Source organism: Polynucleobacter sphagniphilus (assembly GCF_029892205.1).
Classification (GTDB): domain Bacteria; phylum Pseudomonadota; class Gammaproteobacteria; order Burkholderiales; family Burkholderiaceae; genus Polynucleobacter; species Polynucleobacter sphagniphilus.
Genome location: NZ_JARXVX010000001.1, coordinates 627,582 through 642,253, shown reverse-complemented (window position 1 = coordinate 642,253; position 14,672 = coordinate 627,582). Strand labels below are relative to the sequence as shown.

The 14,672-nt window shown below is 43.7% G+C and carries 21 protein-coding genes; 4 read left to right on the top strand and 17 right to left on the bottom strand.

Going from position 1 to position 14,672, the window contains the following annotated elements; translation table 11 throughout:
- Both M2125_RS03415 and M2125_RS03410 read right to left on the bottom strand, forming a co-directional pair.
- On the bottom strand, positions 1 to 1,431 hold the full coding sequence (locus M2125_RS03415) for an efflux transporter outer membrane subunit (protein WP_277540766.1): 1,431 nt from the start codon (positions 1,429 to 1,431) through the stop codon (positions 1 to 3).
- Complete coding sequence (locus M2125_RS03410; protein WP_280741483.1) at positions 1,428 to 1,838, bottom strand: MarR family winged helix-turn-helix transcriptional regulator; 411 nt, start codon at positions 1,836 to 1,838, stop codon at positions 1,428 to 1,430. Before M2125_RS03410 ends, M2125_RS03415 begins: the two co-directional genes overlap by 4 nt.
- A gap of 200 nt (positions 1,839 to 2,038) precedes the next feature.
- Between M2125_RS03410 and M2125_RS03405 the strand changes: the two genes are divergently transcribed.
- A complete protein-coding gene (locus M2125_RS03405; RefSeq protein ID WP_076023279.1) occupies positions 2,039 to 2,569 on the top strand; it encodes a hypothetical protein in 531 nt (176 codons plus the stop codon).
- A 33-nt stretch (positions 2,570 to 2,602) separates the two neighbouring features.
- A complete protein-coding gene (locus M2125_RS03400) occupies positions 2,603 to 3,478 on the top strand; it encodes a transporter (RefSeq protein ID WP_143742147.1) in 876 nt (291 codons plus the stop codon).
- A 15-nt stretch (positions 3,479 to 3,493) separates the two neighbouring features.
- Here the strand turns inward: M2125_RS03400 and M2125_RS03395 are convergent, their stop codons facing one another.
- Positions 3,494 to 4,054 (bottom strand): phosphorylase family protein, encoded by a 561-nt coding sequence (locus M2125_RS03395; RefSeq protein WP_280741482.1) that lies wholly within the window; start codon positions 4,052 to 4,054, stop codon positions 3,494 to 3,496.
- A gap of 11 nt (positions 4,055 to 4,065) precedes the next feature.
- On the opposite strand from M2125_RS03395, the gene M2125_RS03390 reads away from it, so the two are divergent.
- A complete protein-coding gene (locus M2125_RS03390; RefSeq protein ID WP_277540762.1) occupies positions 4,066 to 4,584 on the top strand; it encodes an adenine phosphoribosyltransferase in 519 nt (172 codons plus the stop codon).
- Positions 4,585 to 4,601: 17 nt separating this feature from the next.
- Here M2125_RS03390 and M2125_RS03385 read toward each other — a convergent pair whose 3' ends face one another.
- The 14 genes from M2125_RS03385 to M2125_RS03320 all read right to left on the bottom strand — a co-directional run bounded on the left by M2125_RS03385 (position 4,602) and on the right by M2125_RS03320 (position 13,743).
- Positions 4,602 to 4,886, bottom strand: a complete 285-nt coding sequence (locus tag M2125_RS03385; protein ID WP_233126617.1) for a YqjK family protein — start codon at positions 4,884 to 4,886, stop codon at positions 4,602 to 4,604.
- The gene (locus tag M2125_RS03380; protein WP_076023275.1) at positions 4,883 to 5,251 is read right to left on the bottom strand and encodes a phage holin family protein; all 369 of its coding nucleotides are present in this window, start codon (positions 5,249 to 5,251) and stop codon (positions 4,883 to 4,885) included. Before M2125_RS03380 ends, M2125_RS03385 begins: the two co-directional genes overlap by 4 nt.
- Positions 5,252 to 5,257: 6 nt before the next feature.
- Positions 5,258 to 5,599: an ElaB/YgaM/YqjD family protein gene (locus M2125_RS03375; protein ID WP_076023274.1), complete on the bottom strand. Its 342-nt coding sequence runs from the start codon at positions 5,597 to 5,599 to the stop codon at positions 5,258 to 5,260.
- Positions 5,600 to 5,654: 55 nt separating this feature from the next.
- Positions 5,655 to 6,116 (bottom strand): Smr/MutS family protein, encoded by a 462-nt coding sequence (locus M2125_RS03370; RefSeq protein ID WP_280742479.1) that lies wholly within the window; start codon positions 6,114 to 6,116, stop codon positions 5,655 to 5,657.
- A gap of 37 nt (positions 6,117 to 6,153) precedes the next feature.
- Positions 6,154 to 6,450: a hypothetical protein gene (locus tag M2125_RS03365; RefSeq protein ID WP_076023272.1), complete on the bottom strand. Its 297-nt coding sequence runs from the start codon at positions 6,448 to 6,450 to the stop codon at positions 6,154 to 6,156.
- The gene (locus M2125_RS03360; RefSeq protein ID WP_076023271.1) at positions 6,447 to 6,632 is read right to left on the bottom strand and encodes a helix-turn-helix domain-containing protein; all 186 of its coding nucleotides are present in this window, start codon (positions 6,630 to 6,632) and stop codon (positions 6,447 to 6,449) included. The genes M2125_RS03365 and M2125_RS03360 overlap by 4 nt, the downstream gene beginning before the upstream one ends.
- A gap of 144 nt (positions 6,633 to 6,776) precedes the next feature.
- Positions 6,777 to 7,067, bottom strand: a complete 291-nt coding sequence (locus tag M2125_RS03355; RefSeq protein ID WP_076023270.1) for a hypothetical protein — start codon at positions 7,065 to 7,067, stop codon at positions 6,777 to 6,779.
- A 220-nt stretch (positions 7,068 to 7,287) separates the two neighbouring features.
- The gene (locus M2125_RS03350) at positions 7,288 to 7,956 is read right to left on the bottom strand and encodes a carboxylesterase/lipase family protein (protein ID WP_280742478.1); all 669 of its coding nucleotides are present in this window, start codon (positions 7,954 to 7,956) and stop codon (positions 7,288 to 7,290) included.
- 152 nt (positions 7,957 to 8,108) lie between these two features.
- A complete protein-coding gene (locus M2125_RS03345) occupies positions 8,109 to 8,504 on the bottom strand; it encodes a DUF805 domain-containing protein (protein ID WP_076023268.1) in 396 nt (131 codons plus the stop codon).
- Positions 8,505 to 8,518: 14 nt separating this feature from the next.
- Positions 8,519 to 9,421, bottom strand: coding sequence for a TorF family putative porin (locus M2125_RS03340; RefSeq protein WP_277540753.1), 903 nt, complete (start codon positions 9,419 to 9,421; stop codon positions 8,519 to 8,521).
- Positions 9,421 to 10,170, bottom strand: coding sequence for a lysophospholipid acyltransferase family protein (locus tag M2125_RS03335; RefSeq protein ID WP_233126615.1), 750 nt, complete (start codon positions 10,168 to 10,170; stop codon positions 9,421 to 9,423). The genes M2125_RS03340 and M2125_RS03335 overlap by 1 nt, the downstream gene beginning before the upstream one ends.
- A gap of 33 nt (positions 10,171 to 10,203) precedes the next feature.
- Positions 10,204 to 11,184 carry an NAD(P)H-dependent flavin oxidoreductase gene (locus M2125_RS03330; RefSeq protein ID WP_280742477.1) on the bottom strand — a complete coding sequence of 327 codons (981 nt, stop codon included), beginning with the start codon at positions 11,182 to 11,184 and terminating at the stop codon, positions 10,204 to 10,206.
- The gene (locus M2125_RS03325; RefSeq protein ID WP_280742476.1) at positions 11,181 to 12,854 is read right to left on the bottom strand and encodes an AMP-binding protein; all 1,674 of its coding nucleotides are present in this window, start codon (positions 12,852 to 12,854) and stop codon (positions 11,181 to 11,183) included. Before M2125_RS03325 ends, M2125_RS03330 begins: the two co-directional genes overlap by 4 nt.
- 79 nt (positions 12,855 to 12,933) lie before the next feature.
- On the bottom strand, positions 12,934 to 13,743 hold the full coding sequence (locus M2125_RS03320) for an outer membrane protein (protein ID WP_280742475.1): 810 nt from the start codon (positions 13,741 to 13,743) through the stop codon (positions 12,934 to 12,936).
- Positions 13,744 to 14,020: 277 nt separating this feature from the next.
- On the opposite strand from M2125_RS03320, the gene M2125_RS03315 reads away from it, so the two are divergent.
- Positions 14,021 to 14,653: a TetR/AcrR family transcriptional regulator gene (locus tag M2125_RS03315; protein WP_277540745.1), complete on the top strand. Its 633-nt coding sequence runs from the start codon at positions 14,021 to 14,023 to the stop codon at positions 14,651 to 14,653.
- Positions 14,654 to 14,672 lie beyond the last annotated feature (19 nt).

Below are 14,672 nucleotides of genomic sequence, written 5' to 3'. Positions count from 1 at the left end.
TTAATCTGATTTTTTAGAATGTTGTAAATAGGATCCGCCTAACGCCTGCACCAAGACAACATTGGCAGTAAGCATTTTGGCTTTAGCATCAGCAAAATTTTGGCCCTGAGCTAGATAGGATTGTTCCGTAGTTAATACTGCTTCTTGCGAGCTAATGCCTACCTTTGCACGCTGACGAGCAATCTCATAATTTGATTTTGCACTTTGAAAGGTGGTCTTATAGCTCTCAAAATTAGCCTGACTACTTCTCATGGAGCCAACACCATCAGCGACATCTCGTAAGGCCTGCACCAACTGCTCTTGATAATTAGCAATCGCCTGATTGCGGGCAGATTCCTTGCCCGTAATATTTGCTGCTATTGCGCCACCATCGAATATAGGCAGGCTAATTGCAGGTCCAATACTGAATTGCTGGCTTCTACTGTTAAAGAGCTGAGAAATACCAAACGATTGGACGCCAATAAAACCAGCCAGGTTGACATCGGGCAAATACTCTAGCTTAGCTCCATCTAATTGAAGTTTCGCTACATCTATTTGACTAAGCAGGGCCTGTAAATCAGGCCTTCTTTCAAGTAAGTTAGAGGGAATCACCTCAGGTAAACCAAGTCCCACGACCTTAAGCGTTGGGGCATTTAGAGTCTCACCCCATGACGGACCCTCTTGAACCAAAGCAGCCAGTTGATGTTGCAACATCTTCACACTTAAATTAGCCTGACTTAAGTTGGCCTCTGCAGTTTCAAATTCGACTTGGCGCTGATTTACTTGAATTGCATCCGCCAAGCCAGTACGCTGTTTATCGCGTGCTATTTGATAGAGGGATTTTTTTAAGTCTGCATCTCGGGTAAATAAGGCCCGGGCCTGAGTCATGCGATCGTAATCGAGATAAATTCTAGCAATCGTTGTAGCGAGTAGTAACTGGGAGGCTCGATAATTTGCTTGAGCAGCAATGACTTGATTCTTGGCTGCATCGAAATACTTTTTCTGCTTACCCCATATGTCGATTGACCAATTTAGTGAAGCGCTGGCCAATCCATAACCCGTATAGACCGGCATGCCCGGCACAAAAATATAGTTCTGCGAAAGCTGCTCACGATCAAGCTGACCACTTACACCAATTTGGGGCAAGAAAGCCGCTTTCTCAGTGTCAAGCATAGCTTGCGCAGCAACAATCCTTGCGCCTGAAGTCTCCAGGCTTGGTGAATTCTTAAGCCCCAAGGAGATCAGCCGATTTAACTGTGGATCTCCAAATGCTTTCCACCACTCATCGCTAATTTGGCTGGCTTTCGTATCTAATTGCGGCTCCAGTTGCTCAAGCGGCTTAATCGCCTGTTCAGGCAAGCTATCCCTTGGAAAAAGAGCGCAAGAAGATAACAGCAGAGCAAAACCAATGATCAAAATATTTCGCATATTCTTACTTATTGAATGAATCATGAAAGATCCTTTAATTGCAACGCATTGTTCTTTTCAATTCTCAGCAAGAAATCTTTGAATTGATCAAACTCAGCATGCGTAAAGCCCATCAATGAGCGATTGAGTAGTCCACATAGGCGCTCAGGAATGCGTTTAGCAAGCTTAGATCCCGACTGAGTGAGAGACAAATGAAACACACGCTTATCTGAATCAGACTGTATTTTTTTAATCAACTCCATTGATTCAAGCTTATGAATCATGCGTACGGTTGCAGCAGCATGAATTCCAAGTAGCTGTGAAATGGATGAAATGGTTGGCTCTTCATTGTGAGCAACCATCATTAATACGCTCATCTGAGCAGCAGTAACGCCCAAGTCAGACAAGCTGATATCTGCAATACGCTGATAAACCGATTTGTTTCTCAGCATAAGGTAAACCAAACTACCGTGTGGCGTGTAGCTTTCTGGTTTATAGAATTGCGGCTCTGTGAGAGGCATATTGATTCAATTAGTTGACTAGTCAAGTAATTCTAGTGGATTCTGATATTTTCTGCAGAAGGCTTATGAAGCCTGCCTAAAAGACTAAAACTGCGCTTTATCTATTTTTATCAGTCACTTACAATGACCTGATGAGCTCAAGCCCCCCAAAACCCAGCAAAATTAGCCTATTTAAAGCAAGTGCGGAAGCGGAGGCAAAGAAAGCTTTTTATCTGACACTGTACCTAGCCTCTTGGTTTTGCGCCCTCGCCTTTTTAGCGCTTACTACTATGCATAAGGATCCAATACCACTAGAAGTATTTGGCTTGGCATTCATCAAGGCCGGAATTTGTGCCAAGTTTATGTTGATCGGTCAGGCGATTTACCCAATCGTAATTAATAAGAGCAAAGGCATTTTCAATGTGCTCTTCAAAAAATCAATAACTTATCTCGTCATCGTGATTGCGCTGAGCTTTGTAGAAGCGGGAGTTGAAGGACTCTTTCATGGCGAAAGTTTTATTAGCTCCCTAAATAACTTTGGTCATGGTTATCCACTCCATATTCTTGCCCTATCGATTGTTTATTGGCTCATTATTTGGCCTTACTTGATTTTCATCGGCCTTAAAAAGGCGCTTGGAGCAAGCGAAACCTCTGAAATTCTATTTGGCAGCCCGTCAAAATAAGTGGCGTCCGGTTTCAGAAAAAACCAAGTAGCTGTGAGCACACTATTCCAAGTTTGTGTTTGGTGGACATTAGCTCTATATTATGGCGCGACGTTCGGGCAAGAAATTGAGGCGCGCGCATACTCTAACGCGCCTATTGGCCTTAATTTTGCTAGCGCTGGAATAGCCCAAGCTTCTAGCGGCTCCTATACCCTCACCAGCGAAGTTACTAGTTTTACCCATATTCTGGATATCAACGGACAGTCCGGAAAAATAAGTCTCATTATTCCCTATGCTGAATTAACGGGATCTAAAAACGTTAATAGTCAAACTATCAATGCCTCTGCGAACGGATTTTCAGACCCTGTTCTCAAGGCCTCCATCAATTTATATGGTGCCCCCGCTCTCGATAGTGAAGAATTCAAAAGCTATCAACAGGATTTAATTGTCGGCGCCAGTCTCAATGCCTCCATTCCATGGGGTAGTTATAGCAATCAACAACTGATTAATGTCGGTGCTAATCGCTGGTTTATTCAACCAGGGGTTGGTGCATCACAGGCGATTGGGCCCTGGCGGCTTGAATTAGAAGGTGCGGCAACTATTTTTACCAGCAATACAAGTTATATTGGTAGCAATACATTCTCAGAAAACCCGATTTACTCCACTCAAACGCATGTCATTTATTATTTTCCATCCACCGCATGGTTATCAATTGACACCACCTACTTTATTGGCGGCCAAGCTTTTGTAAATGGCACCCCAATCAATGGCTCACAAGAAAATTGGCGCTTCGGCAGCACCTTCTCCTACCCAATCGATAAGCACAATGCGATTCGCTTATCAGCTAGCACAGGTATTTCATCTAGAACAAACAATAGCTTTGATTTGTTAGGCCTATCCTGGCAGTATCGCTGGGGGCCTGGTTTATAGGATCCAGATCAATCATCACATCAAAAGAGAATGTAATTTATCTAAAAAAAGTTCTTGGCCGTGATGAACTTTTTTCTGCCAGTCCGTTCCAGCATGTTCATTTGCATCATCAGTGATGTACTTAAAAGATTTCCATGGTACGTTAAATTGATGGGCGACAGCTGCAATTGCAAATAATTCCATATCAACTACATCAATTTGATTGTCATTCAGCCACGGATCATGAGCAGTAACAAAACTATCACCCGTTCCACAGCAATACTGGCCGCCCAATGAATAGTGTTCATGCGGATGATCACAAAATGGCGTTTTTCCACGGGGCGCTAAAGGTTCGGTCAGCATATCGCGCTGGATGACTTTACCAATCTCAATCAACCCAAATAGCTTCGTATTTACTTTGCCAGCAGTCCCAAAATTAATGATATGAGCTGGCTCAAACTGCGTAATGGCTTTGACGCTCGCAATTGCTGCATTGATCTTACCGATCCCACAGTAAATCACTTCGACGTTTCTCGGAAGTGCATCACGCTTGAGCTCAGACTCTAATGCGGTAATAATGAGTAATTGTGTTTTCATATTCTATAAGCATGAATTTAATTGATTATCTACCGGTAGTGCCAGATTTTCCGAAGCCCGGGATATTTTTTAGAGACATTTCGCCATTATTAGCAAACCCCATCGCCTTTCAGCATGCGATTGATCAAATGAGTTTACTGGCACTGGAATTTGAATTTAGTCATATTTTGGGTATTGAATCGCGTGGTTTTATTTTTGCGAGCGCCCTAGCCTACCGCAACCAAAAAGGTTTGGCTCTCGCTAGAAAGCCAAATAAGTTACCCCAGGCGAGCCATCGGCAATCATTTGGCCTTGAGTATGGCAATGATTCATTGGAACTTCAACAGGCTGCTCTTCCGGCGGATGCAAAAGTCTTAATCATTGATGACGTACTAGCCACCGGAGGAACCATCGTAGCAGCAAAGAAATTACTTGAAAGTGCTGGATTTAGGATTGCTGGCGCACTCTCTTTACTAGAAATCCGCTTTCTAAATGGTTTGCAGTTACTTAATCAACATCAAATTGAACATAAGACAGTGCTGACCGTCTAAATATTTAAGCTAAAAAGTTAAATGAAGTTTTTTGTAGTCTTTAATAACTTCATGGCGCCCCAGCCAACTGCTAGCGCCTTGCTCGCAATCTTGGGTTTGTAATGGGCAAGCAAAGCAAAGGTGCCTGTCCAAAGGATAGGAGTATTTTTAATAAATGAAATTGCGCCAATACCCTTATCAGCCCATGCCAGCGGCTTTTCAAGAGGCTCAAAATGGATAGCAAGTTGCACACGTTCATGTGCGGCCTGCATCTGGAGCTCATTCCGACGCCCCTCCAAAGCTCTGAGCTGCTGAGCCATCATTTAGAAAGCGCCTTACGATCTTTGTCCAACTCAGCAATGGTTGCCTCGAATAATTTAGGCATGGTTTTGAGAGAGCGCAGCACAATCAAAGAAAAAATCAGCCCAATACTGAGGAAGCCGCCAGTCAGTAGACCTAAAGCTAACATCCGATTACTTTCCCAGCTATAAATCACAATAAACAAAGCCAGCATTACTAAACCAAAAAATAGAAAGAAAAGGCTAAAGAGAATCAACACCAGGATGCTAATAAATTTGCTACGAGCAATTTGTACGTCTGTTGAAAGTAGCTCTAACCGTGTCTGCGCTATTGAGGCCGCAGTAGAAAATAGGCCCTTGAGAGATGCCAGCAAATTTTCCTGAGACATAAATTCCTAGCGTCGACTAATGAAAAGACCAATTAACAAACCTAGGCCGGCCGCAACGCCAATTGCCTCCCATGGATTGCGATGCACAAAATCATCCGTGCCCTCAGCAAGCTCTTTTACCTTCTCAGTGATTGGCCCTTGAGCCGTAGATAAGGATTCTTTGGCGCTTGCAAGAGATTCGAGGGCTTTACCTCGAATAGCGCTAATTGGCCCATCAGAATGGGAAGCAGTAGCCAATATTAGAGCCTCTACGTCAGTCATCAGGGCTTTAAAGTCACCGACCAATTGATCTGTGCTTGATGCTGCGGTCCCATGCTCAATATGGTGTGATGAAGCTTTGGTAGACATACCTATCCTTCAAAAATATGACGGCAAATGGTTGCAAGTGATTAACACTTCTATTCTAAGCAATTCTGCTCTCATTTCCTAATAATAAAACTGTCATACCGGCATTACCTTCCTTAAAGTGTTTCAGGTGACTTTTTAAGCCGGGACGCCTTCTCAATAAACGATGGTATGCCTCACCGCCAAATGCAACTTGTTCACCGAAGTAATACTCGTCAACGCGATCTGAGAAATAGTTATTTTCTAGGGCCTGATGGACTCCAGACTTGATTCTTCCGCCCTCACCGCTAGATCCATAGCCATGAATCAGGATGATCGCTTTTATTCCCACCTCACTTGCACGACGCAAATAGTGCGTAAGACGATCAACGGCCTCCTCTACGGTTGGACTGCCTTGCTTTAAATTAAATACTGCCGTGTCCTCATGCAACAGTGGTAGAAGATTGCTATTGCAATATGGGCAAGAGCCAACCATAGGGCGAGGGTTGCCACATTCAGGACACTCAAAAGCGCTGGTCACTAGGATTCAACCCCACAAGAAATAAATTGCAAAAATATTAAGAGCAATATTTCTTTTCTAATACGCTAGCGTTGCTTGATGCATCATCCACCATTTTATTTAAAGCCTTGCGTGCTTCATCTCTATTCTCCTGCACTTTAAGACTTGTATTAATCAGGCTATTCACATCCTTACGAATGGAGGTATTTCCATAACGTAACTCCTTCAGAGTGGATACGGCTTCAGCTGAAATTTTGCACTGCTGATCGAGCATCTCAGATGAATCGGTGCTTGTATTGGCATACGCTATTGCAACAACTGATATTGAAATAGCAGCAAGTATTGTCTTTTTCATTCTGTTTTCCTTAATTTGTGACCACATGTTGGGCAACAACCTAAATCTTGCGCTCGAACTTTTCGGAGAGCGGCATACACACTTGACTCTGAAATTTCCATTTTTCTAGCAGCTTGAGCCGCAGTCATGCCCTTGCCCACCCACTCTAGCGCTTGGTGGGTTTTTGGTATCAATCGTTTCATATCTCCCCTTTCTTTTATTACTATACCACTGAAGTTGTGAAGTTGTGAACTTTAGTAAAAATATTTATTAGCAGAGATATGGGATAAGAAAAAAGAAAAAACCCCTGCGAGAGGGGCTTCTATGACGCTAGGAAGGCTCGGTGGTCAGCGGGTGGTGCCAAAGCACATGAATTGGACGTCACCAAATTCAATAGAATTCAGATTGGAGGGTGCTGCAATGCGGGTATCGACAATTTGCAAGGTGCCGCCCTGCTCTTTGCACAATAAAGTTGCTTCTTGGATTTGCATATTCATGGGGATTGACCCCAAGGACCAAGGCGTAGAACCCTCAACACTGGATGTAATATCTTCAGGATTATTGGTCTGTTCAGCCTCAATATCAGCGCAAGCTGTTAAAAAAACAGTGCAGGCCAAGGGAATGAGGTAACTTTTCATAATCGCTGTGTATCAGTTTCTAGGTTTATTTTACGCCCCTTAGCGAATAAAAAACCACCCTAAGGTGGTTATTAAGTTGGCTGATTATCAAAAAATATCCTTGAAAAACTCAAGTCCAAAGATTTCTTTGAGATGTGTGATTTGATAACCAACCCCCTATCTTTCAGAAGATTTTTTACGATCCCCCTGTCGTACGTGAAATCCCTCATCACATCTTGCTTCATATCGTAGATTGGCCAATGAGCTTGTCCATCCACACTGGGATTACCAGTTTTTGCAAATGCCGCCCAGCTTTGAGTAATTTTTCAGACATTGCTTGATCTTGCGGACTATTTTTACCCATGCTTGGATACCAATATGTAGACCAAATACCCTTCTTTAGATCAGCAGTGGCATGCGCAATTAAACCGCATTGATCTGCCCCAGATTCAGGCTGAGAAGGGGTTTGCGGCATGAGAGCCAGGCTGCCGAAGACATAAGGAATTTCAAAGGAATGCGCTCCCGGATGAGAGACCCGAATGTTTTTGCTCAGGTAATCAAAATAATAGGCATAAGCAGGGGCAATGCCTTTCATGCTGCCAGTCAACATCTTGGTACTAGCGCGATAAATCATATCCCCTTGGATATCAGAGGACAAAATACAGCGATCCTTTACTTTTGCATACAGCTTGGCAATAGTTTTTGGGTCTTCATGCAGCTTTTTCAGGAGAACATCGACGGGAGGTTGGCCGGGGACTAAAAAACTAGAATCCCAAGAATTGGTGCCAATAATAAATGGAACTTGAGCCTGTTTATGCGCGGCGAATAGTTGCGGCGGATCTCCAGGAATGATTTGACAATCCACAAATGAGCTACCAAATTCGCCCTTATAGAAGGCGCTGGGATCCAAAACTAATCATGGAGTTTTCAAAAGCGCCTTGCAGGGTGCCTGTTTGAATCTAAACAATCGGTTTTTGCTGATCAGCGTAGACAGTGATGGCAAATACACTGAGGGTTAGAAAAATAGGAATCATTTTCTTCATTGAATTTCTCGACAAGGAATTAATTGCTACCAAACTGATTAGGGCCATCTGTGCCCTTTCGAATTAACAAATAAATAAAGTAAAAGACGCCGATGATTGTGAAATTAACCAACCACCACCAACCCGATTTATCAGAATCGTGCAAGCGGCGAATCATGACTGATGCGGAAGGTATCGTAATGAGAAACAAGCTAATAGCCTGTGTAATCCAAAAAGCGTTGGTGTAAACAACGGAACCATTAACAGGATCAATCATCATATAAGGCTGCTGCATCGCCATTGATACCGCAAACTGAATGATCTCGCCCAAAATAACAGCATACAAAAAGAAGTACCAGTATTCACTGCGAGAGGCTCTACCCTTAAAGCTTGCATACTTGAAATAACAGCTTGCAATGGATTCTTTTATGTTCATCAATATCTCTGATATTAATAATTTGCAACCTTGATTGTGAGAAACAAAGCCGCACCGCCAGAATTCATCGTTGGACCCGACCCGATGCCACTACTGTTAGTGTACTTGTTAACGCAGTATGGTTGAGCGCTAATGGCTGCAGCGCTGCAGTTACCATTGGCGTTGGTCTGTGTATATGCCAAGTTAGCAGACCACATACTGGCAAATTTTTTTTCAATACCAAGCTTCCAGTCGACATAGCTAGCAACAGAATAATTGGCAACGTACTGGTATCCAGCGTGGGCTATTAAACTCCACCCTCCGTCAGCCCAAGTCCATGAAGACATAGGGAAATTACCAGTCAGATTCGTATAAGCAGAGCCTGCAGTGGAGGCGCCTGTGGGACTGAGCATACTTTCAAAATTGGTAAATGCAATATTTTGTTGGACGGAAAACGGGCCGCGCTGAACAGCAAAAAATACAGCCCCGTTATGCACCATCCCAGAAGACATTCCAGTTTTAAAAGGACTAAATACGTAGTTGGATACATTGCTACCTGGATAAATGATCCCATAAATTCCAGTATTGATATGGTACTCATCAACCTGCTGAGCCCAACCTCCAAAGAGATCTGTTTCTAAAAGCGCTCCGGGATAACCGGCCCCCGAAGAGACGGTAGAGTTCCAATTGCCGACATAAAAGTGGTTGGGGAGCATCAACCCCACTCCGCCCTGCACTGCCGGCATTCCAAAAGTTTGGGTCAGGCCACGCGATCGGTAGTCTGAGACTACATCCATATCCCATTGAAATTGATAGGGAGTTTGCGCTGCATTGAATTTCTTGCTGTGATCGCTATCAGTTTGAGCGTATGTATTTAGGCCAATTAGCATAGAAACCAAGCATAGTATGTGACGAATACGAATATAGCTATTGTTCATTACTGATGATAGGAATGGGGATCTAGTCGATGCATTTCAGACTCAATGACAGTCTCGAGTTCTTGCTGGAGCTCTACCTCGTTCTTGCCCGCAACCTCAATAACCGAACCTATCGATACTGTAATCACTCCAGGGCGTTTTAAGATTGAGTTCCTAGGCCAAAATCGCCCTGAATTTTGAGCGACCGGCAATATATTGGTTTGTGTAGCTAATGCTAGGCGCACGCCACCCTTACGATAGGGGCTAAAACTCCCAGCGCGGGTACGAGTTCCTTCGGGGTAAATCGCAATCCACTTACCCTCTGCCAGTTGCAGCTTGCCTTGACTAGCCACCAAAACTCGCGCCTTTTCTGCATCGCCGCGATTGATATGAATCATCTTTAAGGAAGCCAATGCCCAACCAAAGAATGGCAAATAAAGTAATTCTCTTTTAAAGACAAAACACAAGGGTTTTGGAAAGATTGAGGGATAAGCAATGGTTTCCCATGCAGATTGATGCTTACCCAGAATGATCAGGGGGGTCTTTTCATCTTTGGGAATATTTTCTAAGCCCTGAACTCGATATTCAATACCGCAGAGCTTTGCTAGCACCCATAAAGTGGTTTTACTCCAAAAGACACCTATCTGGTAGCGAGCACTGGTACTAGAAAAGGGAATCATGATGACTACGATGCTTGCGCACAGCGTTACATAGGCAAAAAGAAAGAGGTAAAAAAGGAGCGAACGAAGCCAGAGAATCAGAATAGTCATCAGCCAACCAGAAATGGGAACTTGCTGAAGATTTTAGCCTAGCAACCTTTGCTTGGCCGCATTAAACTCGCGCTCAATTGTGTCAACAATCTGTGCAACACTAGGAGCATCCTCAATCAGCCCGACTCCTTGGCCCGCACCCCAAATATCTTTCCAAGCCTTCGCACCCGAGCCATCTTTACCGGCCTGGGATAGCTTTGCAAAAGCTTGAGAATCTCCAGGCTCTAAATTACTGGGATCTAAGCCAGCATTAATGATGCTCTGCTTAATATAGTTCCCATGAATGCCAGTGAAATGATCCGTATAAATAATGTCAGCAGCTTGCGCCTTCACAATGGCCTCTTTATATGGCTCGCTTGCATGAGCTTCTTTACTTGCGATGAAGCGAGTGCCCATATAGGCGAAATCAGCCCCCATCGCCAAAGCGCCTAGTACTGCATCACCGGTTGATATCGCCCCAGATAAAATAATTGGACCTGGGTACATGGCACGTACTTCGCCCACTAAAGCAAAAGGCGATAGATTGCCGGCATGACCTCCCGCTCCAGCAGCTACCAGTATTAACCCATCCACACCAGCTTCAAGTGCTTTCTCAGCATGACGAATACTAATCACATCGTGCAAAACAATTCCACCATAACCATGAACGGCATCAATAATTTCTTTAACCGGTGCACGCAGGCTAGTAATGTAGATGGGAACCTGATGTTGTACACAGACACGTACATCATGCTCAAGGCGTGTATTAGAAATATGAACGATTTGATTGACTGCCAGAGGACCAACGGCCCTGCCCGGATGTGCGGCAGAATGTCTTGCGAGCTCCTCTTTAATATTACTCAACCACTCATCTAGAAGCTCTGGTGGTCGGGCATTGAGAGCCGGAAATGAACCTATGATCCCCGCTTTACATTGGGCGAGAACCAATTCTGGATAGCTGACTGTAAACATTGGCGCAGCAATGATGGGTAATCTTAGTCCTTGCAATGCTTTAGGTATTCTTGAGGCGCTCATTTATTTCTCAATTCTCTGCGTAGGATTTTTCCAACGTTTGTTTTTGGTAAATCAGCCCTAAATTCAATGAATCGAGGGCGTTTATAGTTTGTAAATTCTTTTTTACAATACTCAGCAACATCCTCTTCGGTGATATTTGGATTTGATTTAACAATAAATATTTTCACCGCCTCGCCAGACTCATCATTTGGTACGCCAATCGCAGCACATTCCAAAACACCAGGCATTTTAGAGATCACCTCTTCAAGCTCATTTGGAAATACTTTAAAGCCTGAGACTACGATCATGTCCTTTTTACGGTCAACAATTTTTGTATACCCTTGCTCGTTCATCACCCCTATATCGCCGGATTTAAAAAAGCCATCACTCGTCATCACATGTTTAGTGTCGTCTGGTTTATTCCAATAACCCGCCATTACTTGCGGGCCACGAATAGCAATTTCACCTGGAGCACCAAAGGGCACCTCGACTCCCGCATCATCCAAAATAAGAACCTCGGTTCCGGGCACAGGCAGTCCAATGGTTCCGGTAAAACTCGATATCAGAGGAGTGTTGACACAAGCCACTGGAGAGGTTTCAGAAAGGCCGTATCCCTCTGCAATCGGTACACCCGTTATCTTTTGCCATTGATCTGCTACCACCTTCTGTACCGCCATACCGCCACCAATGGTTACCAATAAATTAGGTAACTTCACCTTTAAAAATGCTGGGCGATGAACTAGCGCATTAAATAGAGTATTTACTCCTGGGAAAATATTAATATTGGGATGCGTATCTAGTAATTTGATAAATCCATCCATATCACGCGGATTGGGAACGAAAATAAGTAAGCCCCCTTTTCGCATACCAAAAAGTGCGCAGGCTGTTAAAGCGAAGATGTGATACATGGGTAAAGCGCACAAAAAAACCAATTGATCGACGGATCGATTACGTAGACCAGGCTCTAACCAGAGCTCCGTTTGAAAAACGTTTGCGAGAATATTCCGGTGTAACAGAATCGCACCCTTCGCCACACCAGTAGTACCACCGGTGTATTGCAAAAAGGCAATGTCGTCCAAAGATGAATTTGGTTTTAATAAGTGGGAGCGCGATCCTTTACTTAAGACCCCTTTAAAAGTGTCGTGAGGCACATCCCATGCTGGTACTGCTTTCTTTACTTTGCGCACTACAAAATCGACCACCTTGCCCTTCAAGCCAATCATTTCTCCGAGGCTTGTAACGATTAACTTCTTCAAAGGGACGATGCCTGCTATCTGCTGATACACATGGGCAAAATTTTCTAGAATGATCATGGCAGTAGCGCCACTATCTTTGAGTTGATACTCGAGCTCTCTGGATGTATAGAGTGGATTGACATTCACCACCACGAAGCCAGCTCGCAAAATACCGAGCATTGCAATCTGAAATTGCACGATATTTGGCAACATCACGGCTACGCGAGACCCTGGTTCTAAGCCTAAAGTTTGCAAGTAAGCGGCAAAATTTTTAGAGTAGAAATCAATTTCGCGATAAGTAAAAAACTTACCCATATATTCACAAGCATTGCGATTAGGGTAGCGAGAAAATGATTCTTCAAACATTTCCACCAAAGATGAATAGGCAGAAATGTTGACATCATGTGGTACACCCTCTGGGTAACTCTGAAGCCATGGCTTACTGGGATTCGTCATATTTGTGTTTGTAAGAAAAGCAAAAACAAGGAAAGAAAAAGCCCTCAAGCAGAGGGCTTTTAATCAGGCAATTACAACATTAGAAGCGGTAACCGATACCAACCAAGAAGTCGAGACCATTACCACTAACGGTCATACCGCTAAGCGCTGTTCCATTCGTAAGGGTCGGTGACAAAGATTTATTGCCGTAAGATCCGTAATTAACCTCTCCAAAAGCATACAGAGACTGCGAAACCATTTGTTTGTAACCAAGACCTAATGTATACCCAGATAAGTTAACAGATGTATAGGCCAGAGTTGGGCCCGACAATCCTATTGTTGTACCGGTGTAACCAAGCTTCGCATAAGCCAAACGGTCTTTATCAATTACATATCCTGGTGTAAATACAACGCTATACAGGTTTTTAACGTTGTATGTAGCTGTTGTTGAGGCCCCCGGTATAGGAATCACGCCAGCATTACCATTCATGGTGGTAGGCGCAAGACTGAGCTGCCCAGTTGCTGAGGAACTGGCACCAGGATAGTAAGTAGCACCAACGCCGAGGATGTAACTTTCATTAATTCCAAAGTTATAACCAGCCGCAATATTGGCGATTCCAGTATTGACGTTATTTACGTTACTAGCAGATGCACTCTGCGAAACAGTTGCTGGATAGCCATACGATGTCCATGGAACATTAGCGGGTAGTAATGGTATGCCAGCAGGTGTATTTCCAGTCGGGGAAACGCCAGCTCCGCTACCAATCTTCGGGGTGAAGATACCAAAACCAACTCCAACCTGACCATAGGCGCCCTCCCAAGCATTTGTCTTGGATGATTGCGCCATAGCTCCAGTTGATGCAATGCTGGCTGCCGCCAAAACAAGTGCGCTCATTTTGATTTTCTTCATTTGTCTTCCTCGTTCAATTTAATAGTTATTTGTTTGAATACTACTTTGGCTACTGTACCTACATTCCTAAACTTTTATAGTTCGGGTTTTCCCCAAATTAATGTTGTGCTGCATCAATTTCAAAGAGATGCATTTTTCATGAAAGATTAATTGGCTATGTGGCACATGGGTTGATGGGCTATAGCCCTCATTTAAATGTCATCCCACCGAAAAAGAAGTGTTGTAATATAAACGAACGATCGTATTATTTTTACAACAATTCATAACGAGAATATCCATGCTTGAGCAAAGGATTAGCGCAAAAGGAACGGCTGAATCCAAAAAGGGTTCAGTCACTAAAGCAGCAATTTTGCAAGCCGCACTCGAAATTGCTAGCAAGTCAGGCCTTGAAGGATTGACAATTGGAAATATTGCTGAAACCGTCAACATGAGTAAAAGCGGAGTTTTTGCTCACTTTGGCTCTCGTGAAGAGTTACAAGTTGAAGTTGTTAAAGCCTATTACCAGCGTTTTGAAGATTTAGTGTTTGGCCCCGCCCTTTTAAAACCTAAGGGTCTGCCACGTTTAAAACAAATGATCTCTGCCTGGCTCAAGATGAGTATTGGCGATGACACCTCAAGCTGTTTCTTTATTTCCGGTGCTGCTGAATTCGATGACCGCACCGGTATTGTGCGCGACGCTTTAGTCCAGAGCGTTGAAGATTGGAGATCGGCAATTCGTAGGGCTATTAAAGAATCGATTGCAGCTGGTCATTTAAAAAAGACGGTCAATCCTGATGATCTTTTATTTCAGCTTTACAGCATTGTCTTGGGAGTCCACCATGACTCTCGCTTTCTACAAAACCCAAAGAGTCTAGCGCTTGCCAATAAGCTCATTAAAGATATCTTTGCAATTAATCAAGCTAGTCAATAAATTCACTGAACTGCTAGGA